Consider the following 22925-nt stretch of genomic DNA (forward strand, 5'->3'; position numbering starts at 1 on the left):
TCAGACGCCTTTGCTGGCAAGAAAATCCTGCAGTAAGTTCATACATACAGCTTTTCTGTACTCGGCTGAAATCCTGCCCCGGATCGGGACGATAGCCTGGTCGTAAGCGGCTAGATACGCAGGCTTCAGTGCCCTTGCCTCGGCCAGTGTCTTACCTGCCAGCATGGCATCAATATTGGCCCGCCTGATGATGACATCGCTGACTGCCCCGAAGGCCGTCCTGCAGCTGGCGATTTTACCTGCGAATACATTAAGGATGCCGGCGAAAGACACCCGGGAAATGGCCAACGCATCCCTGGCCCCGACTTTTTTGTAATAATAATTGTCAAGTCCGTTTTTGTTCATAAGAATTTCGACCAGCAGTTCATCGGCCGCCAGCGCTGTTTTCTTCCTGCCCAGGTAAAACTCGCTGATAGGCATTACCCGTTCGCCCCGGGTGCTGCCAAGACGCAGTTTGGCATCTGCGGCCATAAAAATCAGCGCGCTGTCTGCTTTGGGTGAGCCATTGCAAATATTGCCGCCAATCGTCCCCAGGTTGCGGATAGCCGGCGCGGCAATCTGGGAAACGGCTTCTTTTAAAAGTGAGGGAACCAGTCCACTCTCGATAATTTCTGTAAAAGTGCAGGCCGCGCCAAGACGGATGCAGCCGCGGTCTTCCGTAATCGTTTTTAACTCAGGAACTTTGCTGAGGAACAGATAAGTGGCACTATCATCCGCTTCAATCATTAAATCGGTCCCGCCGCCATAAGGAATTACCGTGCTCTCCCGTCCCAGGATAGCCAAAGCTTCCTCTAGAGAGGCTGCCTGATAACCATTTACCATAACCCTTTTCCCTCCTTGGCGGCAATGCCGATAGCTTCCACAATGGCATGATAGCCGGTGCAGCGGCAAAGATTGCCGGAAATCCCTATCCGGATCTCATCCTCGGTAGGGTTGGGATTCCGGGCAAGTATACATTCGGATGCCAGCATCATACCGGGAATGCAAAAACCGCACTGTACCGCGCTGACCAAAGCATAGGCCTTATCCAGCACCGCAAAGCGGTCTGTTTCGCGATACCCCTCGATGGTCATAACCGTACTGCCGGCGACATGCCCCATGGCCACCATGCAGGAATTAGCCAATCTCCCATCCAGAATAACCGAACATGCGCCGCATTCTCCCTCTTTACAGCCGCATTTCACACCGGTAAGGGTAAACTCATTTCTGAGTACGTCGAGCAGCCGTTCATTGGCTTTTGCAGTAGATGTAACCTCATGACCGTTAAGAACGAATTTTATCATGCTTTGTTCGCCTCCTGCAAAACCTTCATGGTATCCTCCGGTGTAAACGGTATCTTATTTATACTGATCCCCAGAGCATTCTCCATGGCTGCGATATAGGCCGGAGCAACCCCGACAACCGGTAATTCGCCGGCGCCTTTTGCCCCGTAAGGACCATACGGATACGGATTATTGATAAACTCAGTAACCAGCCTGGGAACATCTACTGCCGTAGGCACGATATAATCGCTGTAACTGTTATTGCGAATTAGGCCTTTATCATTATAGTCCATTTGCTCCATCGAGGCGTAGCCTATTCCCTGCATCAGGCCGCCCTGCATCTGACCATGAAGAATATTCAGGTCAATGGGCACGCCAACATCATAGATCCCCCAGGCGCCGATAACTTTGTGGGTGGCGGTAAGGGTATCGATCTCCAATTCGATAATGTTAACAGACCAGGAGTAGGTTGGATAAGCATCCCCTTTGAACTTTTCCAGGTCAAACGGAATGAGAAACTCAGGCTGCACGTAACGTTCCTCAATAAGCTGCTCCTCACCGGCACGCCAGCCGGCTTTAAGCCTGGCAGCCGCCCGCTCCAGCAAACCGCCGACTATCATCAGCGACCGGCTGGCGACAGTCGGACCGGAGTCAGGCACCAGGTCGGTATCCGGGTTGTCAATATGCACCCGGTCAAATGCAATCCCCAGCGTATCGGCGACAATTTTGCTGAAGGTTGTCTTTAAGCCCTGCCCGATATCGGTATTGCTGGCAAGCACCTCCACCGTATCGTCGGCGTTTTTCCGCAGTTGCACCACCGCTTTTATGTAATCCCGCTCGCCGCTGCCGGTAAAGCCACAGCCATGGAAAAACAGCGACAGGCCAATTCCCTTGCGATAACGTCCTGTCTGCTTTTTGTACAGCCGGCGTTTTTTTCGGTAACCGGTGATTGCATCCATTCGCGCAATCATTGCCGGCAGCGGTACAGGGAAATGATATTTGCCGCTTGTGGAAGTAGCGTCGCCCTGTTTCACCATATATTTTTCTCTCAGTTCCAACGAATCTACTCTCAGTTCACGGGCAACGTGCGCCATCATCATTTCGGCTGCAAAAAACGTCTGCGGTGCGCCAAAGCCGCGGTAGGCGCCTGACGGCACAGTATTGGTCTTGACGGCCCGCCCGGCAACACGCAGATTATCGACCCGGTATACGCCGCTGGCGCAAATCAGGCCCCGTTGCAAGACTACGGGCGACAGAGTGGTATAGGCGCCGCTATTGTATAATACATCAATATCCATGCCGGTAATTTCACCGTTTTTAATGGCTACTTTATAGGTGCAGATGGAAGGGTGCCGCTTGGAAGTAAACTCCATATCCTCCCGGCGGTCATAGATCACTTTAACCGGCTTGTTGGCCTTCATGGCCGCCACCGCCGTCTGGCAGGCAAGAATGGAAGGAAAGGCTTCCTTACCGCCAAACCCGCCGCCGGTGACATCCTGAATAACCCGGACAGCCTTGGCGTCACAGCCAATGGCCTTGGCAACCGCGCCATGCACATAGTAGGGACATTGCATTGACCCGCGGACTGTCATCCGTCCGTCCTGCGGGTAGGCAATGATCCCCTGGGTTTCCAGATACGCCTGTTCCTGATAGCCGGTCTGAAAGGTCTCAATTAAAACCCGGTCTGCCTCAGCCAACGCCTTGTCGATATCGCCTTTGGCATAGTTATAATTAAAAAAGGCGACATCTGATTTGCGCATATCAAAGAGGGGTTCCTGCTCTTCATATACTACAACAATCTCGCGCAGGATTCTCTCTACTTCTTTGCCTTCAGGCCCGACAACCATTAAGATCGGCTCACCGACATACTCCACCGTATCCTCAGCAAACACCGGGGTATCATCAAGCACAATATGCACACGGTTGATGCCGGCTACGTCGTTTCTGTCCACAATAAAATACTCTTCAGGCAGTTGAGGCAGGTGAATAGCTGCGATGCGGGCTTTAGCCCGGGCAGAGTGTAATAGCTTACCGCAAAACATGCCATCTGTTACATGATCATCCACATACAAAGCACGGCCGCTGATCTTGGCATCATGATCTTTTTTCTTGATTGATTCACTAATCTTCTCCATATCGCACCTCCCACACATCAAGCAATAAAGGTCGGTCTTTATGTAAAACAGAGCAGCCTCCTATTCCATAATATTTCAACAATTCTGTGTTAAAACCATTATAGAATGGAGGCTGAATTTTCGGCAAATTCTTTATCAAAAGAACTTGCCTGTTGGTCAAATGCTACTACGGCATTAATTTATTATAGCAGTATTGTCACCCATTTTCTTTAAGGCTACGGGAAATTATCCGGAAAAATAACAGTCCGCCGGGATTAGCCCGGCGGGACTTACAAAGGGTGTTCTGCTACAGAGTATTGCTATTATTCGGTTGGCTCACGGCATTCAGTTTACTGTGGGAACGGCCATACCAAAAATAAACAGCGATACCGATAATACTCCAAACGACAAACCGGATCCACGTACCGGTTTGCAGGTTATACATGATATAGAAGCAAAACAATATTGCAACGGTGGCAACAACGCTAAGGGCGGGACAACGGAAAGGCCGCTGTACGTCAGGCTTTGTCTTTCGCAGCACCATAACGCCAATCATGGCGGCAATGAATGCAAACAACGTGCCTGCACTGCACATTTCCGCCACCAGATGAATGGGAGTGACGCCGGAAATCAGAGCCACGCCAAGTCCGACTATTAAGGTAATGATATGCGGCGTACCGTACTTGGGATGAACTTTGCAAATTGCCGCCGGAATCAGACCATCCCGGGACATGGCAAAAAAAGCGCGGGTCTGCGCGTACATCATAACCATAAGCACGGTGGTTAAACCGGCGATAGCGCCTGTACCTACCAGGGCCGAACCGAAGTTGTAGCCAATTTGTCTTAATACGAAGGAAACAGGCTCCGCCGTATCGAGCTGGCTATAAGGGACAACACCCGTCATAACAGCCGAAACGGCGATGTATAGAACGGTGCATACGGCTAAAGAACCGATAATGCCGAAAGGCATATTCCGGCTTGGGTTGCAGGTTTCCTCAGCCGCGGTCGCAATGGAATCCACTCCCAGGTAAGCAAAAAAGATAACTGCAGCGCCCGCCGATACACCGGCCCAACCGTAAGGTAAAAACGGCTCCCAGTTGGCAACATTGACTTTCGGTCCCGCTAGAAAGAGAAACAGGAAGATGGCGGCTAATTTAACGGCAACCAAAAGCCGGTTAACGTTGGCGCTTTCCTTGACTCCCTTGACTAAAAGAAAGGTCAAAAACAGCGTAATAAGTACCGCGGGCAAGTTTACAAGGCCGCCATCGGCCGGAACAGTGGTTAAGGCCTTGGGAACTTCAATGCCGGCGGATTTTAAAAGCCCCACCGTGTAGGCTGACCAGCCGCCGGCTACCGCGCTGGCGCCTACGGAGTATTCCAGTATCAGGTTCCAACCTACCAGCCAGGCGACAAATTCCCCCAGCGCCGTATAAGTATAGGTATAAGCACTGCCGGCAATGGGTATCATGGCTGCCAGCTCTGAATAGGCCAGGCAGACAAATGCAACCGTAATACCGGCCAGTACAAAGGAAAGCATCAGACCCGGACCGGCATATTTGGCTGCTGCTACACCGGTAAGAACAAAAATGCCGGTGCCGATAATAACACCAATACCCAGCATGACAATATCAATGGCTGTCAAGGATTTGCGCAGCGAACGGATGCTTGCCTCCTCTTTCAGTAAGTCGATACTTTTCGTACGAAAAATACTCATGGTTACTATCTCCCCTCAAAATTCTCCAACGAGTGCAGCAAACTATCTACAGTATAGTCAGTTTATCCTCCTACAGTCACCATTAGAAAGATAAGTCGGTTTATCGTGGACAAAGTTGCGCTCAATTCCTACTATAAGGCAATTATTTTGTTAGGTCCAGCCCAAAATATAAAACACTTAAACTAAACGTAAAAGAGACAGGGATATATTGCAAAATAAAATCCCTGTCCGTAGTGTACCCGCCGTATAAAAATTTTTTATTGCTAAATAGTCACCCATGCACCGCCCTATAGCAAAGTGCGGTTAATAAACCATCTGTCAAACTCAGCTTTTGCATATTGCCGCACGTTCTGCTCAAACTGCTGGAAACTCGCCAGAAATTGAGCGCCTGCCGCCGTTAAATACGTCTTTCCGCCTTTACTGCCGCCGTGTTTTCGTTCAACAACGGCATAGCCTAACTCCTGTTCCAGCTGATTGATCATATTCCAGGCCTTGCTGTATGACAGGGCAATATGCCGGCAGGCGCTGCGCACAGAATGCGTATCCTGAATTAAAATCAGCAGCAGCTTGGTGCGCGAATTAAAGAAAAGCATCTCATTCTCAATACTGATTCTTAAGAAAGGATGAAGAATTTGCTTATTGTGTTTTCTGATAAGCTGATTCACCCTGTCGCCATGACCCTGGTCAGGAAAAATCCCCTCATCCTCTGTTGCCAGCCGGTATCTCTTTACCCCCAACGCCTCGATAGCTCCCCGCATGCCCATATCCCCATGGTATTCCAAAAGCTGCGGAATCAGCTCACACGAGATTAAGAGCGGATGTCCGGTTTGTCCCTGAAAAGACGGCGCGACCACTTCTCTGCCGTATGCCATCATCTGCTGAATAGTTTCGGGGGTGAACAGCGAAACAGTAACCGGGTTAAAGATTACCTGCTCGCATTTGTTCTGGAGAAAGCACAGCCCGATCCTGGCGGAATCGAACATATGAGAAGTCGCAAATTGTTCATTGCGCAAAAAGATAACCCCATAATCGGCCAAGTCATGTTCAATTTCTTCGGCTTTATCACCGGTAATGACCACGATCGGCGAAATGCCAGCCTGCTGGAAGGTTAAAACAATCCTCTTAACAACTGAAATCGAACCGATTTTTAACAGTGGTTTGGGATCCCTGGCATCTGCTGTTTTTCCTGCTGCAACAATTATGCCGCCTGTGGCCTTCTTTTCTCTCATATCGCTACCTCTTACGCCGTACGGATATCGTCAGTTAAACCTCACTCCGGAGGAATGGCTTGCGAAATAGATATTTCCCCAAAGGATCGCCGGTTGCTATCCCGTTCTTTACCACCTGCCGGCCTCGCAGGAAAACATGGACAGCTTTGCCTTGCTGCGCAATTCCTTCATAAGCACTGTAGTCGACATTGTGGGCGTGGGAAGCAGCCCCAATGATAAAGCGGCTATTTTCATCCCACAGCACTAAATCGGCGTCACTGCCCGGTGCGATAGTTCCTTTACGGGGATAGAGGCCAAAGAGTTTGGCCGGCGTTGTCGCTACCTTATCGACAAACTGGGTTAGACTCAGCTTGCCGGCCTTGACACCGTAGGTGTATAAAAGACCCAGCCGGTGCTCCACCCCCGGAGCGCCATTGGGAATTTTACTGAAATCCTCACGCCCCAGGTCTTTCTGCCCCAGAAGGTTAAAGGAACAATGGTCGGTCGCAACGGTATCCAAAATACCGATTCTCAGTCCGTTCCACAAATAGGCTTGATTTTCCCTGGCCCGCAGCGGCGGCGACATAACGTACCCGGCGCAGGCGAACGTAGTATCCTGATAGACACTGTCGTCCAGCACCAAATACTGCGGGCATGTTTCAGCAAACACCCTTACACCGCGTAATCTGGCCTCAGCTACGGTCTCCATGGCCTCACGGCAGCTTAAATGGACAACAAATACCGGCGCACCGGTCATCTCGGCCAATATCATTAAACGGTTAACGGCTTCCTGCTCTACCCGCGGCGGACGCGATAAAGGATGGAAGGCAGGGGCCGTTTTCCCCTGCTGGCGCAACTGTCTTGTCAGGTTGTCAACAATATCGCCGTTCTCGCAGTGGACACAGGTGAGAATACCGCAGCCCAGACTGCCCTCCAATACCTGAAAAAGCGCACTGTCGTCAAGCTGCATACTATGCTTGTAAGCCATATAGAGCTTAACGGAAGTTACACCGGCCTCCTGGCTGAGCCACGGCAGCTCCCGGGCAACCTGTTCATTCCAGTCGGTAATCGCCATATGGAAACTGTAGTCGGTGTAACAATTGCCGCCGGCCCGCCGATGCCAGTTGTCCAAACCCTGCCTGAGGGTCTCCCCCTTAAACTGTGTGGCATAATCAATAACCGTCGTCGTGCCGCCCAGGATAGCAGCCCGGGTGCCGCTGGCGAAATCGTCGGCTGTAGATATAGTGCTTACCGGCAGGTCAAAATGGGTATGGGCGTCAATGCCGCCCGGAAATATATAATAGCCCTCAGCCGGCACTACGTTATCGCCGGCCTGCGCCAGCTGGCTGCCGATAGCGGCAATCTTTTCCCCTTCAATACGGATATCGGCCTGATAGCAGTCCGTGCTGGTGACAATGGCGCCGCCGCGCAAAACAATCCCCATAAAAACCTCTCCTTGCTATAGGAAATTCACTAAAGCTTCTCTTCAGGCGGGTAGTGAGCAACGCTTCGCACCGCCTGAACTTAACCGCCGCTCTCTCACTACCCGTCCGCATCTTTATTGGAGCACACGCTCTATAACCGTCGCAACCTGGTGTCATAAGACACCAGGCGACGCTAAGCAGTTATGATTTTCTTCTACTCGTTGGCTGAAACTCCTTTCTTGCCGGTCACCTGCGCGGTCACATCATGAGCAGCCGCGTTGCCGTTCAGGAGAAGGTTAAGGAGAATGGCCGCCAGGCTGCCGGCGGTAATCCCGCTGTGCAAAATTACCTGCAGCCAGTTGGGGAACCCGTGATAGAATTTGGGAACTGCCAGGGTAATCATACCGATACCGATACTGATGCCAACCACCATAATATTGTGTGTGCCGTCAAAGCTGACCTTAGACAAAGTCTTAATACCGCTGGCCGCCACCATACCAAACATGACAATGCCGGCTCCGCCCAGCACCGGGTGCGGTATGGCAGCGATTACAGCCGCCAGTTTGGGGACGAGCCCCAGCGCAATTAATATGGCGCCGGCCGCCGCCACGACAAACCGGCTTTTCACACGGGTCAAACCGACCAAACCCACGTTTTGCGCGAAAGCAGTATACGGGAAACTGTTTAGAATACCGCCAAGCATGGTCGAGAAGCCGTCGGCGCGCAGGCATCTGGCCAAATCTTCTTTATGAATGGGTTTTTCAATAATCTCGCCAATAGCGATACAATCACCCGTTGTCTCAGTCATAACTACAAGCATAACCAGCACCATGGCCGCAATGGAGGCGGCGTCAAACGTGGGCAGTCCAAACCAGAAGGGAGTGGTAACACCAAGCCAGCTTGCCGTACCCACCGGGCTAAAATTGACCATACCCAGGGGGATGGCGATAATCGTACCGCTGATTAAGCCTAAGAGTACGGCAATGTTACTTAAGAAACCGGTAAAATATTTATAAAAAAACAGTACCAGGATCATGACCACAAAGGCCAGGACAATGTTTTCCGGGCTGGCAAAATTAGGAGCTGCAGGATTGCCGCCGGCCGCCCACATGACGGCGACAGGCATCAGGGTAACTCCAATTATTGTGATAATGGTACCGGTAACGACCGGCGGGAAGAACCGGATTAGTTTGCTAAAATAGGGAGCTACCAGGTAGGTGACAATCCCGGCGACAATAATGGCTCCGTAAATGGCGGTCATGCCATGGGTCTTACCGATGATTATCATGGGAGTAACGGCTGCAAAGGTAACGCCCTGAATCATAGGAATCTTAATGCCCATATTGCCAAAGCCCAGTGTCTGAATCAATGTGGCGATCCCGCAGGTAAATAAATCGGCATTAATGAGAAAAATGAGCTGATCTTTAGTCAAGCCAATCGCATTGGCAATGATGAGAGGGACGGCAACCGCACCGGCGTACATAGCCAGCACATGTTGCAGACCGTAAATAAACAACTGCCCTGCAGGTAGCATTTCATCAACCGGATGACGTGTATTATCCGTCACTTTAACATCCCCTCGCGTTAGTCGTTTAGTCGCCCTTACCCAGGAACTTAGCCGCACTTATCTCCCGCTTATAGAAGCAGGAGTCTTAGTGCGGGTTAGTTAGGATAAAGACACCGGTACATGCTGAAAGGCCGAAACATCAACCAAACCTTTGTCTGTCAGTTTTAAAGCAGGAATAACCGGCAGACTTAAAAAGGCCAAGGTCATAAAAGGGTCGTATTCCTCCTTCACACCCAGGCTGCGGGCAATCTTGTGCAGACGGACCAGTTCTCGCTGCACAGTACCGATATCCTGATCGGTCATAAGCCCGGCTAAAGGCAAAGGCAGAATACCGAGAACTTCCTTTTCACCGACAATCGCCAAGCCGCCCTGAATATGCTCAATGGCTTTTACCGCCCGCAATATCGCGGCGTCGTTGGTCCCTACCGCCACCAGATTATGCGAATCATGTGCAATGGTCGAAGCAATGGCCCCCTGTTTGAGCCCTAAGCCCTGCAAGAGTCCCACCCCCACATTGCCGGAACCTTTATGCCGTTCCCAAACTGCCAGCTTTAGAATATCCTGGCTGGGATCGGGAACAAATTCCCCCTGCCTCACCGGCACAGCCAGTTCTAACATAGCGGTCACCAACTGCCGGGGTACCAGGCCTATCACCCTGGCCCGGGCGGAACGGGCAGGAATACGGAGCTTCTCACCGCCTATGTCTCCCAGGGAAAGAGTATTGCGTACTGCTTTATCTTCGACAAAAAAATTTTTAAATAGGGATTTACCATTCTCAGCCGCCAGTTGCCCGTCTTTAAACACCATCGCCGGCAGCCATTCTGTTAAATTGTCAAATACCAGCAGGTCCGCCCGGTAGCCGGGAGCTATAGCACCGAGCTCAGTAAGGCCAAAATATTTGGCGGCATTAATAGTAGCCATCTGCAGCACCCAGGCTAAATGGGTGCCTGCCCTTGCGGCCACCTTCACCATATGGTTGATATGCCCCTGCTCTAGTAGGTCGGCCGGATGACGGTCATCCGTGGCTAACAGGCAGCGGCTTACCGTATACTGATTAACCGCCGGCAGCAGTTGTAAGAGGTTCCTGGCTGCCGATCCTTCCCGCAGCATGACATGCATCCCCTGGGCCAGACGCTCGGTTGCTTCCTCCGGTGTAACGCACTCATGGTCAGAACAAATACCGGCCGCAATATAGCCAGTCAATGCTTTGCCGGTTAAACCGGGGGCATGCCCGTCAATCACCTTGCCCCGGGCCAGGCCGATTTTGGCAAACACCGTGTCGGACTTGCCAAGTACGCCGGGATAATCCATCATTTCTCCCAAACCGAGCACGCGGGGATGCTGAATGAATTCGGCTAACTCCTCGGCCGTCAGAGTAGCTCCCGAGGTTTCCAGGGGAGTTGCCGGCACACAGGAAGGCAGCATGATATATACGTTGAGCGGCAGTTGCTCAGTCGCCTTGAGCATATAGCGGATACCTTCCAGTCCTGCTACATTGGCAATTTCGTGAGGATCGGCGATGACAGTGGTCGTACCGTTCGGCACTACCGCGCACGCGAATTGGGCAGGATTAACCATGCCGCTTTCAATATGCACATGGCCGTCAATGAAGCCCGGAGTTAGGTACTTGCCTGCCATGTCAATCTCCTTGCGGCCATTGTATACACCGACACCGGCGATGCAGCCGTTGACTATGGCTACGTCGCCTTTGACAAAAGTACCTGTAAATACATTAAACACCTGTCCGTTTTTCAACACCAGATCGGCGTCGGTGTTCCCTAACGCTGTATCCACCAATTCGTGTAGCCGCTTCAAACTGCATCCCCCTTTACGGCCTTAGTGCAGCCGCATATAAAAGTTAGCCAGGAAGGCCAGGCTGACAAGCCACATGATCAGGCTGACTTCCTTGGCTCTGCCGGACAATACTTTTACAAATGTATAACTTACAAACCCAAACGCAAAGCCATTGGCAATACTGAAGGTCAAAGGCATCATAATAATGGTCATAAAGGCCGGAAACCCATCGGTAAAATCGGTGAAACTTACGTGCGTGATTTCGGCCATCATCAACGCCCCTACCAAAATCAGAGCCGGCGCTGTTGCAAAGCCGGGCACCAGGCCGATAAGCGGCGCAAATAAGAGTGAGACAATGAACAAGCCGGCAACGGTCAGGGCCGTCAGACCGGTTTTGCCGCCTTCGGCGATTCCGGCCGCGCTTTCAACATAGGAGGTTACCGTAGAAGTGCCAAATACAGCGCTGCTAAGCGTGCCTACCGCATCGGTAGTCAGGGCTTTGTCCAAATTCTCGATCTCACCCTTCTCGTTCATAAGTTTGGCCTTGCGGGTCAGACCGATCAATGTCCCCATATTGTCGAACAATTCTACAATGGTAAAGGTAAAAATGATCGAGAAAATACCGAACTGCCAGGCTCCCACCAGGTCCAGCTGCATAAAGGTGGGCGTCATACTGGGAATATTAAAGCTGATAATGTCGTTAATTCCTTTGGGCACCGGCACTGCACCGACAAGCATGCCCAGAATGGTGGTGGTAATAATCCCGATGAGCATAGAGCCTTTGACATTTCTGGCCATAAGCACGGCTGTAAAGATCAGCCCGAAGCAAGCCAATAACGGTTCTTTAGCAGTCAAATGCCCCACTGTCACAAAGGTCGCCTTATCCGCAATAATAATGCCAGCATTTTTTAACCCGATAAAGGCAATAAACAAACCAATCCCCACGCCGATAGCACATTTTAAATTCAAGGGCACAGACTTGATAATGGCCTGCCGGATTCCGCCAAGGGTTAAAATCAGAAACAAGATACCGGAAAAGAATACGGCTCCGAGCGCAACCTGCCAGGAAAGGTTTAATACGCCCACTACATAATACGCAAAAAAGGCGTTAAGCCCCATGCCCGGCGCCACAGCAATCGGGAAATTGGCCCATACGGCCATAAGCGTTGTCGCCAGCGCGGTTGCCCAGATGGTCGAAGCGATGGCCGCTTCCTTAGGTATGCCGGCATCGGCCAGAATGTTGGGATTGACGAAAATAATATAAGCTAAAGCCACAAAGGTAGTTAAGCCTGCCAGCATTTCTGTCTTGACATCAGTTTGTTTTTGACTGAGTTTAAACATCCGCTCAAGTAAACCTTGATCCATTGTATCCCTCCTTAAAATCGCCTTGTTGTCCCCAGCTCATTGGCTCCGGACTTCTCAGCCCCTTTCCATATATATTAAAAAACCGATATACTATTACCAATATCTTGCAAAAACTATGCCAATAAAGCAGCTATGCGCCGCTAAACAATCTCATTGCGGACAAGCTGGCCAGTCTTAACTTAGCTCTATATAGGCTTTTGAGCAGTAGATGCCAACTTTTTCGAGATGCAATATTCCAAAAAATCAGTCTAATATTACTTAAACGACAGAAAAAGGTCTTATCAAATCGATAAATTCTATCATTTTGATAAGACACAAGCCTAGTACCATAACAACCTTAAAACTGCAGGATAAAGGCGAGGAGATTTTTCGTAAAACAAGGCGGCGGAATGAGTCATACCGGCCGTATGACAATTGACGACAACGCAGTATTACGGAAAATATCCCGTCAGTATCCACAGGATTAGGGTTGACACGGTACAGACTATCTTATGAACTCTATTAACCTGCGCAAACTAGCTTCACGCTATTAGCAACTTGCTGCATATCTCCCTGCTTATCAAAGTGATAAATCCCTTAAAAACACGGCCTGCACCGAACCTTGGCAAAGGCTACCGACCTTCAGCTTTCCCCTGTTTCAGTTAAATTAACGGCGCTCACCACTTGTAACTGCCTAAATTTGCAAGTTTCATGCCACCTCGTTATTGCAGCCTATTTTTCACCACTCTGCCGGTTAAAAAGGTTAGTCGCCGGAAAGACACGTCCGGGCAGAATTGGGTGTGTCTTTCCGGCTTTCAATATTAAGATTACATTAAATAAAATCAATAAATCTGATTAAATTTATCACTGCGCAAACTTGGTGCGATATGATATTATTGAATTATAATTCAGGTATCCTAAAAAATACATAGTACCTCAGGAAAAGCTATGAAAGGGAACAGTAGCCGCAACGTGATTTCAGAAAGCTGTTGGCTGATGCGAAACAGTATGAGCAATGCGGTGAACTCGCCTGGGAGCTTCTGGCTGAAAACAAAGTAGGTCAAGACGGCGTCCACCGTTACCAGGATAGGCATGAACTGTGCCGATGAGCGTGTGTCAAGCATGAAATAGAGTGGTACCGCGGAAGTATTGAGCTTTCGTCTCTATAATCGTTTATTTCGATTAGGAGACGGAAGCTTTTCTGCTTATACCGCAGCAGAATGGAGGATAGATAATGAAAAATTTTCAAAAGTATGAACGGACCTACTTTATGCCGCCGGTGTTATCTTATGACTGGGTAAAAAAAGATTATATCGATAAGCCGCCCAGTTGGTGCAGCGTCGATTTGCGGGATGGCAACCAGGCGCTGATCGAACCCATGAGCTTAGAAGAGAAATTAGAGTTTTTTGCCCTGCTGGTAAAGATCGGCTTCAAGGAAATAGAGGTAGGCTTCCCGGCGGCCTCTGATACCGAATACAACTTTATCAGGACATTGATCGAGAAAAAAATGATTCCTGCCGATGTGACCATCCAGGTACTGACCCAGGCGCGAGAGCATATCATCCGCAAGACCTTTGAAGCGGTTAAGGGCGCGCCGCACGCGGTCATTCACCTGTATAACTCCACTTCTGTCGCGCAGCGGGAACAGGTATTCGGCAAAAGCAAGGAAGAAATCAAGCAGATTGCGGTCGAAGGCGCAAAATTATTAAAGCAGCTGGCTGCTGAAACAACCGGCAATTTTTCCTTTCAGTACAGCCCGGAGAGTTTTCCCGGAACCGAGGTGGACTATGCCCTCGAGATATGCAATGCCGTACTGGATGTATGGCAACCGACGCCTGCCAGCAAGGCTATCATTAATCTGCCCACCACGGTGGAGAATGCCATGCCGCACGTATTTGCCTGCCAGGTGGAATTCATCAACAAGCACCTGAAGTACCGGGATTCGGTTGTTTTGTGCCTCCATCCTCACAATGACAGGGGCTCCGGCGTCTGCGACGCCGAGTTCGGCATACTGGCCGGCGCCGAAAGAATTGAGGGAACCCTGTTTGGCAATGGCGAGCGCACAGGCAATGTGGATATTATCACTCTGGCGATGAATCTCTTTTCTCATGGCGTTGACCCCCGTCTGGACTTCAGCAATATGCCGGCGATATGCCAAAAGTATGAAAATTTGACCAGAATGCCGGTACCTGCCCGCCAGCCGTATGCCGGCGAACTGGTATTCACCGCTTTTTCCGGCTCTCACCAGGATGCCATTGCCAAGGGCATGCAGCACCGCGAAGAAACAGACTGCGCCGTTTGGTCGGTGCCTTATCTTCCCGTCGATCCACAGGATGTCGGGCGGCAGTACGATTCGGATGTTATCCGGATTAACAGCCAGTCAGGCAAAGGCGGTGTCGGTTACATACTTAAGCAGCATTACGGCATGACCCTCCCCGCGCAGATGAAGGAAGAAATCGGCTATGCCGTCAAGGAAGTTTCTGACCGTGAGCACAAGGAATTATCACCGCAGTGGGTCTATCAGATATTCGAGGATAAATACATAACTAACACGCCCTATTTTTCTGCTGCCGAATGTCACTTCAAGCAGCTTGACGGTATTTTAGCCCAGGTCGGTATCCAGCATAACGGCCGGGTCAAAACCATTATCGGCCACGGCAACGGACGTTTGGACGCCGTTAGCAATGCGCTTAAGCAATACTTTGACATTCATTATGAATTGACTGTCTATGAAGAACATGCCCTTTCCCGTGGTTCCTCTTCCAAGGCAGTGTCCTATGTTGGCGTTAGTTATCAAAACAATTTATACTGGGGTGTCGGCATCGACGACGACATAATTAAATCCTCAATTAACGCCCTGGTGGTAGCCGTCAATCGTCTGGAGGAAATACTGGACGAAGGCAAGTGCCGTGATGAAAGAATCGATGAAATCATGAACTATGTCCAAACCAATTACTTAACCGTCACTTTGCAGGATCTTTCCCGTCATGTGCACCTGTCGCCCCCCTATCTGTCCAAATATATTAAAGAAAAATCCGGCGGAACTTTTGGTGAAATTGTTAGGAATGTCCGCATGAAAAAAGCCTGTACACTGCTCAAAAACGGCAGCATGACCGTTGAGACTATTGCCGACAGCGTCGGTTATCCCAATGTGGAGCATTTCAACAGACTGTTTAAGAAGAAATACGGCATGTCCCCGGTTCAGTTCCGCAATAAGAAGCTGGTGTGATTACATCTATTTTGGTTGGCGTGCGGGAAACGATACCCAAGCCGAAGAAATAAAGCTTAATTTCCTCTTGCCGCGGGGCAGCCTGCGGCGTTGGACCTGCATTGTAACCAAAGGCGCAGGAAACAATGATCCGCAACACAATTGACAAAATATGTTTCTTGTGGTAATTTATATATAATTTAAATATGCTATTGCTGATTAGCTAATTGCTGAAGGCTAAGCCGTATCCGTACTTGGATATGGACTTAGCCTTTATTTTATGTGGTTACGCTGTAAGTTTTGACAAGCATCAGCAATATAGCCCTTATCCAGGAACTTAGCCGCACTTATCTCGCGCTTATAGAAGCAGGAGTCTTAGTGCGGGTTAGTTACAAGATAAAAATAAAGGAGGGATACTCGTGGCAGACCTGCTTACGCAAGAAAAAATTGATTTAAGTGAAAAAACTTGCCTAAACCGTGAACAAAGGGCTAACGGGATTAATCTGTTTTATGGCAAAGCCACCCAATTATCAAAAGAAGCCAGAGAAGGAACCTTACAGAATTGCGAAAGAAAATTCCAGCAAACTTCCGGTTGTATGTTAAATTTTTATCTGGCCGTTAGAGTAAGTACCATCCGTGATGCGGTAACCATATTCCATGCTCCGGTAGGATGTTCCTCTTCGGCTCTAGGATACCGGGAACTATTTCGGGGTATTCCGGTAGAGTTGGGGCGACCGGCTAAATATGATTTACATTGGTTGACTACAAATATTACAGAAAAAGATGTCATATACGGGGCTGGCGACAAATTGCGCAAGGCTATTCTTGAGGCCGAACGCCGCTACTCACCCCGGGCTATATTTATCCTGACTTCCTGCACGTCTGGAATTATCGGTGAAGACATTGAAGGAACTGTCGGCGAGGTACAGCCGGAAATTAAGGCGAGAATTGTGCCGATACATTGTGAAGGAGTACGTTCCCGCCTGGTCCAAACCGGTTATGATGCTTTTTGGCATGGTGTGCTGAAGTACTTAGTAAAGAAGCCGGTGAAAAAACAGCCCGATTTAGTCAATGTTGCCAGTATGCTGTCTTATACCTGGCAAGACCGCCGGGAACTCACCCGGTTGTTAAACAAGCTGGATTTACGTCCTAATTTTGTGCCGGAATTCGCTACTGCCGAACAATTTGAACAGTTGTCCGAGGCTGCCGTTACTGCGCCGCTTTGCCCCACGTATACCGATTATCTGTCCCGTGGCTTACAACAGGAGTATGGCGTACCCTTTTTCCTCTATCCTTCGCCCATGGGAATTGAAAATACGGATAATTGGTTAAGACAAGTGGCCCGTCATACCGGCAAAGAAGACATTGTAGAGCAGGTAATCGCCGAGGAGCACAAAGTCTGGAAGCCGAAGCTGCAGGCTATCAAAGATGAATTTAGCAAATTAAAGGGCAATGGGCAAAAACCTACTGTTTTGGGTGCCTTAGGACAAGGCCGGCTTTTAGCCCAAATGCCGTTTTTCGATGAGCTGGGCTTGGAATCTGCAGCTGCCATTTGCCAGGATTTTGACAACCTGGTATTAGAAGAGGTAGAGGATTTAATTAAAAAAATAGGTGATTTTGATATTTTGATTAATACGTTCCAAGCGGCAGAGCAGGCTCATGTTACTAATCTTAAGGATCCGGATCTAACTTTAACTTGCCCGTTCCAAGGGAACGCCTTTAAACGGAAAAAAGACGTAACACGCATTCATGCTCTGCGTGGCGATCCTTCCGGCTACAGCAGCCAAAGCGGTTATGCCGGCGCAGTTGCCTGCGGTCACTTTTTTCTGCAGGCCACCAAGAACCGTTCCTTCCAGCAGACGATGCTGGCAAAAACGGGCGATACTTACCACGACTGGTGGTATCAACAGCCTAACCCGCTGTATTATGCCAAGAACAGGGAGGAATAACTATGGCGGCAATAACAGAAGTACAGGACGTACAGGCTGAAGAAAACGCACCGGGAGCCATAGAAGCGCCACGCTACTCCTGCGCTCTGGGCGGAGCTTATTCGGCTGCCTTAGCTTTATTTGGCGCTGTACCTATTTTGCATTCCGGCGCCGGTTGCGGCATCGGCCAGTTATTTGGCCAACATTATGCCGGCGGGCAAAATGGCGGCGGACCGCAGGGAACTACTTCAACTCCTTGTTCATCGCTTGCAGAGGAACATGTAGTATTTGGCGGCGAAGACAAGCTACGCCAATTAATTCAATCTACTCTTGAATTAATGCAAGGTGAGTTCTTTCCGGTTATTACCGGCTGCGTACCATCACTGATTGGTGATGATACAGAGGCGGTGGTGAAGGAATTTCGCGATGAGGCTCCGGTTATTCATGTAAAGACTGCTGGATTCTCCGGTAATTCTTACTTAGGTTATGAACTTTTTTTTGACGCCATTATCGAGCAACTGTTAGCAGCAGTACCGGTACAAAAAGGGTTAATTAATATTTTCGGTGTAGTACCTTATCAGCATATTTTTTGGAAGGGTGATTTGGCGGCCATTAAGCAAATCCTGGAAAAATTAGGTCTGCAGGTAAATATTATCTTTACTGAATTTCAAGGCTTGGAGAACTTAAAGAAAATACCTGCTGCAGAGCTGAATGTCGTACTATCACCCTGGAACGGTCATTCCATTGCAAACAAATTACGCGAAAAGTTCCATACCCCGTACTTGACTTTTCCCAGTGTACCTGTTGGACCAAAAGCAACCACACAATTAATTCGTGCTGTAGGTGATGCTTTGCAGCTTGATCCCGGTCAAGTGGAAACTCTGATACAAAATGAAGAACGCCTTGCCTATCGTTTTACTGAATACCTTGGCGATGTACTGATTCTGGCCCTGCCTCACCCCTTCATTGCCGTTGTCGCCGATAGTGCCAATGCGATCGGCATTACCCGCTATCTTACCAATGAAATCAGCTATATTCCTGAAGTCGTTATTATTACTGATGATCCGCCGGCAGAGTACAGGGCAAATATTATTGATGAACTAAGCCAGCAACTGGATTGCGCTGTTAAACCGGATATAATTTTTGAAGTGGATTCCCATCTTATCCGGGAAAAACTAAAGAATCGCAACTTTATGATTCTACTGGCCAGTTCGCTGGAAAAACATATTGCCGGCGAGGAGTTAAACGCTATGCATGTCAGTGTGGCCTTTCCCACTTTTGACCGTTTGATCGTCGAACGAACTTATGCCGGTTATCGCGGGGGCCTGTCCCTCATGGAAGATATTATAAGCAAATATTGTGGCCCATTATGATATCTGGCTCATTATCCCAATAGCAATCTAAGAAGCCAATAGCCCCACCATGGTGGGGTTATTGGCTTCTTAGATTGCTATGTCGCTATTTATAGAATTCTTGAGCCGCAAGCAAGTATTCCGATCCTTTCCTGAGACAGTGGCTTTAAGTCCTGAAATCATGTAATTGCGCCGATCGTAAACAAGACGAAATCAAAGAGTGGTGGTACTGATCGCCGATATCCAGAAAATTACAGAAAAGAATCAGTTGCAAAAATCAGGCGGGATGGGGACTATTTGTAAAAGTCCTCATCCCGTCTGGTCTGTTAAAACTCCAGCTGAGATTAGCCACCAATATTAGTCAGTCTCACTTGATAATGGTCACCGTTCCCTCTTTCCGCGGGGCGGCCTGCGGCGTTGGACCAGCATTGTAACCAAAGGCTCCGGAGCCGATAATAACATAGCCTGCCGGAATGCCCAGCTCCTTATTTAGTGCTCTGCCTTCTGCCGAATCGAACAGGGTACGCAGCGAATGAATCCAAACAGAACCGATGTTCAGGGCATGGGCTGCCAAAAACAAATTGCCCAGGGCCAGAGCGCCGTCCTGGTGCGGAGCAACGGCAGTCTCATCCCCGGAAACAATGATTAATGTCGGGGCATGGTAAAAAGGACTGAAATTCTCGGCTTTCGCTCTTTCGACAAAGGCTTCCACACCGGAATTCAAAAAGTGCTGCTGAATGAGGCTATTGATTTTACTGAGAATCTCTTGCTTCTGGACCACGGTAAAATGCCAGGACTGCTGATTTCTGGCACTGGGAGCAAACTGTCCGGCCTGCAGGATGGTTTGCAGCTCACTGTCCTTGATCTGCTCGGGTTTGAACGTTCTCACACTTCTGCGCTCCACTAAGGCTTTTAAAACTTCACTCATTTCGCCGTCCTCCTAAATTTTTATTTATATAAAGGCACAGGTACTTTCCTGTAGTATAACAAAAAGACAATCATTTAAGGCAAGACTGCATGTACCTGTTTGCTGACCGGAATATTTTTATAGCCGGCGAATATCACCCGGTTTTATTATGGCCGAGCTCTTGCGCGAACGCTTCCAGCAGAGCGTATTCATTGTCAGCCTTACGGCTGTTGCAGATGATACCGCCATCGTATTCGAGCTTGTGACGAAACACAACAAAGCCGACAAGTCTGCTGTCGCTTTCGCGGATGGTCATATACCAAGTTAATTTGTCAGCCATACTTTCGCAAAATGCGAGCCAGTCAAGCACATTGTCGTAATTTTCAAGATAATCTGTACCGGGTATTCTGCTCGGGTCATATGTGACCCTTTCGCGTTCAACAGAAAATTCCTCTCTATATTCTGCAATCTGCTTTGTGTACTCCGCAGAGGGTTTAACTAATTTCAACATAACCATTCCTCGCAATTGTTCGCCAGCGAAAAGCTTGTCCAAGCCCGAATGCCGCAGGGAGATAGCCATCGTGCCGGCTCCTTTGCCGGAAACAATGGCTAGAATGATTTCACTATGTAATACATTTATTAAACGAATTTATACCTTACTTTTTATCTGGAGTGAATGGGTTTTTTAACGGTTTTTCGGTGTTATCCTCAAAAGCCAGCAGTTTTCCTGGAAGGATACCAGCTACTAAAGTCAAGTTCTGTCTTGATCATTAAACTGAGCGGTAAATGATTTTATCCGTTCATTAGCCGATGAAAATATTTGTTGGGGTGAGCCTTCTGCCAGAATAGAGCCCTCGCTCATAAAAACCACTTGGCCGGCCACTTCCCGGGCAAACTTCATTTCATGGGTCACAATTACCATCGTTATACCTTCTTGCGCCAGTTTTTTTAAAACCGCCAATACCTCGCTCACTAATTCCGGATCCAAAGCCGAGGTTGGTTCATCAAGCAGAATTACCTCCGGTTCCATAACCATAGCCCGGGCAATAGCCACCCGCTGTTTTTGGCCGCCGGAAAGCTGACCGGGATACGCGGCCAGCTTTTCTTCCAGGCCGACTTTAGTGAGCCACAGCGTCCCTACTTCGATGGCCTGCTGTTTAGAAAGCTTTTTTACGACCAGCAACCCTTCGATAACATTTTCCAGCGCCGTTTTGTGAGGAAAAAGATTAAACTGCTGAAACACCATGCCGGTTCTTTGCCGTAATTGACGAACCAATTCACCGTTCGGAGCCGATTTTTGCCTGTCCAGAATAAGATCACCAATACGGATTTGGCCACTGTCCGGGGTTTCCAAATAATTAAGGCAGCGTAACAGCGTGGTCTTACCTGAACCGCTCGATCCGATAATAGCACAAACCTCGCCTTGCTTTACCCGCAGATTGACACCTTTTAATATTGGCACATTGCCAAAACTCTTATACAAGCCGGTAACCTCAATCATGACGCTGATGATCCTCCTGGTATTTCAAGCTTTTTCTCCAGCCATTCCTGCACCCAGCCCATAGCGATAACCATTACCCAATAAAACACAGCTAAGGTAACGAAATAGGGCATAAACACGAACTGGGCCGAACTTTGCTCCTCTACCTGCCGGGTCAGTTCCGGCACAGTAACCACCGAGGCCAACGATGAGGATTTTAAGGTATCAATCAGGCAGTTCCATAAAGGCGGTACAGCAATCCGCACCGCCTGCGGCAATATAATCCGGCGTAATATCTGCGAGTTGGTCATCCCCAAAGCTAGCGCCGCTTCCCACTGCCCCCGGCTGATGGAAAGAATTGTCGCCCGGAAAATTTCCGAAATATATGCGCCAAAATGCAAAATAAGGCCGGTTACAGCAGCAGGATAAGGGTCAAGCACAATATGAAAAGAAGTTAAGCCGAAATACAGGATCAACAGCTGCACCAATAGCGGTGTGCCACGGAAAAAGGATATATACACCTTGGCAATATACTGCAGGATCTTAACTTTGGATATTCTCATCAATGCCACGATTAAACCCAGAAAGACCGCGCCGGCCATGGCAATCAGACTGATCTCGATAGTAACCAGAGCTCCCTGCGCTAAAATAGGCAGGGAGTTAAGCACTATCGACCATTCTCTATTTACTAACATCTTCACCAAACCACTTTTGGGATATTTTCAAGTAGGTCCCATCCGCATAAATCTCTTTTAACGCTTTATTAACCGCTTCCACAAGTTCCGGCGAGCCTTTGCGGAAAGCAAAGCCCATCTTGGCCTGGTCAAAAGACGGTCCCGCTACTTTCAGCTGCTGATTGGGGTTTTTTAATAAATACTCGGCAACAAATAACCGGTCATTTACCGTTGCTTCAATCCGGTTGGCCGCCAAATCGGCGAAAATCTCATTGGCCCCTTTATAATATTGGATATTGGCGCCGGCTTTCTTGGCTATTTCATCCCAGTTACTGCCTTGCGTCACACCGACTTTACGGCCTTTGAGATCTTCCTGGCCCTTGATATCTGCCGTATTTTTATTTACAACCACTTGTCCGCCGGAAACGGTATACGGATCGGAAAAGTCGTATTTAGCCAGCCGTTCCTGATTGATGGTTACCTGATTCGCAATCACGTCAAAGCGTTCCGCGTCAAGGCCGGCAAACATGGCTTTCCATTCTGTAGGCACGAACTCTGCTTTTACCCCCAGCCGTTTGGCTACTTCATTAATAATATCAACATCGAAGCCTTCCAGTTCGCCTTTTTCATTCTTAAAGGTAAACGGCGGATAGGTTCCCTCAGTGCCTACTTTAATAGTTCCCCGCTGTTTGACGGTTTCCAACAGCGTCTGCTTTTTAGTCTCCGCCGCTTTTTCCGTTTTTTGCGAACCGCAGCCAACGGCCAGCAGCGCCACAGATAAACTTAAAATGAATACTAATAACAAACTAATTTTACGCATTGTTCCAGCTCCCTTTACTGTACTTTTAGCAAAAACTGCGACCATCCCGGACTTGGCTGTCCTCACATCCTCTCTGCTGTATTAAATAAGTCCTTGTAAAACAAAAAAGCCGAAACACTTATTGCACAT

The 22925-nt window shown here is 49.0% G+C and carries 17 protein-coding genes, 1 pseudogene and 1 other annotated feature; of the genes and pseudogenes, 4 read left to right on the plus strand and 14 right to left on the minus strand.

From position 1 onward, the window contains the following. The 9 genes from SATMO3_RS24080 to SATMO3_RS24120 form a co-directional block, all read right to left on the minus strand. Entirely contained in the window at nucleotides 1–822 is an 822-nt protein-coding gene (locus SATMO3_RS24080; RefSeq protein ID WP_371372438.1) for a xanthine dehydrogenase family protein subunit M, read from the minus strand. Beyond that, nucleotides 816–1283: a (2Fe-2S)-binding protein gene (locus tag SATMO3_RS24085; protein ID WP_371372440.1), complete on the minus strand. Its 468-nt coding sequence runs from the start codon at nucleotides 1281–1283 to the stop codon at nucleotides 816–818. Before SATMO3_RS24085 ends, SATMO3_RS24080 begins: the two co-directional genes overlap by 7 nt. After that, nucleotides 1280–3397, minus strand: a complete 2118-nt coding sequence (locus SATMO3_RS24090; RefSeq protein WP_371372441.1) for a xanthine dehydrogenase family protein molybdopterin-binding subunit — start codon at nucleotides 3395–3397, stop codon at nucleotides 1280–1282. The genes SATMO3_RS24085 and SATMO3_RS24090 overlap by 4 nt, the downstream gene beginning before the upstream one ends. Before the next feature lie 286 nt (nucleotides 3398–3683). Further along, nucleotides 3684–5090, minus strand: coding sequence for an amino acid permease (locus tag SATMO3_RS24095; protein ID WP_371372443.1), 1407 nt, complete (start codon nucleotides 5088–5090; stop codon nucleotides 3684–3686). 287 nt (nucleotides 5091–5377) lie between these two features. Then, nucleotides 5378–6319, minus strand: a complete 942-nt coding sequence (locus SATMO3_RS24100; protein ID WP_371372445.1) for an NTP transferase domain-containing protein — start codon at nucleotides 6317–6319, stop codon at nucleotides 5378–5380. A gap of 34 nt (nucleotides 6320–6353) precedes the next feature. Further along, nucleotides 6354–7742 carry a dihydropyrimidinase gene (gene hydA / locus SATMO3_RS24105; RefSeq protein WP_371372447.1) on the minus strand — a complete coding sequence of 463 codons (1389 nt, stop codon included), beginning with the start codon at nucleotides 7740–7742 and terminating at the stop codon, nucleotides 6354–6356. A 194-nt stretch (nucleotides 7743–7936) separates the two neighbouring features. After that, a complete protein-coding gene (locus SATMO3_RS24110; protein WP_371381785.1) occupies nucleotides 7937–9256 on the minus strand; it encodes a nucleobase:cation symporter-2 family protein in 1320 nt (439 codons plus the stop codon). 132 nt (nucleotides 9257–9388) lie between these two features. Further along, on the minus strand, nucleotides 9389–11104 hold the full coding sequence (gene ade / locus SATMO3_RS24115; protein ID WP_371372449.1) for an adenine deaminase: 1716 nt from the start codon (nucleotides 11102–11104) through the stop codon (nucleotides 9389–9391). Nucleotides 11105–11125: 21 nt separating this feature from the next. Further along, complete coding sequence (locus tag SATMO3_RS24120) at nucleotides 11126–12448, minus strand: NCS2 family permease (protein WP_371372451.1); 1323 nt, start codon at nucleotides 12446–12448, stop codon at nucleotides 11126–11128. A 918-nt stretch (nucleotides 12449–13366) separates the two neighbouring features. Further along, nucleotides 13367–13595: a binding site (T-box leader), on the plus strand. A gap of 66 nt (nucleotides 13596–13661) precedes the next feature. Here SATMO3_RS24120 and SATMO3_RS24125 point away from each other — a divergent pair. From SATMO3_RS24125 to SATMO3_RS24140, 4 genes and pseudogenes are all read left to right on the plus strand, one after another. Then, a pseudogene (locus SATMO3_RS24125) lies at nucleotides 13662–15311 on the plus strand (2-isopropylmalate synthase); the annotation flags it as partial. Nucleotides 15312–15359: 48 nt separating this feature from the next. Next, nucleotides 15360–15656, plus strand: coding sequence for a helix-turn-helix domain-containing protein (locus SATMO3_RS24130; RefSeq protein WP_371381786.1), 297 nt, complete (start codon nucleotides 15360–15362; stop codon nucleotides 15654–15656). A 398-nt stretch (nucleotides 15657–16054) separates the two neighbouring features. Then, on the plus strand, nucleotides 16055–17584 hold the full coding sequence (locus tag SATMO3_RS24135) for a nitrogenase component 1 (protein WP_371372453.1): 1530 nt from the start codon (nucleotides 16055–16057) through the stop codon (nucleotides 17582–17584). Between the two features lie 2 nt (nucleotides 17585–17586). Next, nucleotides 17587–18936, plus strand: a complete 1350-nt coding sequence (locus SATMO3_RS24140) for a nitrogenase component 1 (RefSeq protein WP_371372455.1) — start codon at nucleotides 17587–17589, stop codon at nucleotides 18934–18936. A gap of 346 nt (nucleotides 18937–19282) precedes the next feature. Here the strand turns inward: SATMO3_RS24140 and SATMO3_RS24145 are convergent, their stop codons facing one another. From SATMO3_RS24145 to SATMO3_RS24165, 5 genes are all read right to left on the minus strand, one after another. Next, nucleotides 19283–19843 (minus strand): nitroreductase family protein, encoded by a 561-nt coding sequence (locus tag SATMO3_RS24145; protein WP_371372457.1) that lies wholly within the window; start codon nucleotides 19841–19843, stop codon nucleotides 19283–19285. A 133-nt stretch (nucleotides 19844–19976) separates the two neighbouring features. Further along, a complete protein-coding gene (locus tag SATMO3_RS24150) occupies nucleotides 19977–20402 on the minus strand; it encodes a hypothetical protein (RefSeq protein ID WP_371372459.1) in 426 nt (141 codons plus the stop codon). Nucleotides 20403–20573: 171 nt separating this feature from the next. Continuing rightward, nucleotides 20574–21323 (minus strand): amino acid ABC transporter ATP-binding protein, encoded by a 750-nt coding sequence (locus SATMO3_RS24155; RefSeq protein ID WP_371372461.1) that lies wholly within the window; start codon nucleotides 21321–21323, stop codon nucleotides 20574–20576. Then, nucleotides 21320–21997, minus strand: coding sequence for an amino acid ABC transporter permease (locus tag SATMO3_RS24160; protein ID WP_371372463.1), 678 nt, complete (start codon nucleotides 21995–21997; stop codon nucleotides 21320–21322). The genes SATMO3_RS24155 and SATMO3_RS24160 overlap by 4 nt, the downstream gene beginning before the upstream one ends. Next, nucleotides 21984–22796: a transporter substrate-binding domain-containing protein gene (locus SATMO3_RS24165; RefSeq protein WP_371372465.1), complete on the minus strand. Its 813-nt coding sequence runs from the start codon at nucleotides 22794–22796 to the stop codon at nucleotides 21984–21986. Before SATMO3_RS24165 ends, SATMO3_RS24160 begins: the two co-directional genes overlap by 14 nt. Nucleotides 22797–22925 lie beyond the last annotated feature (129 nt).

Origin of the sequence: Sporomusa aerivorans, assembly GCF_041428895.1 — a bacterium.
GTDB classification, from domain to species: Bacteria; Bacillota; Negativicutes; order Sporomusales; family Sporomusaceae; genus Sporomusa; species Sporomusa aerivorans.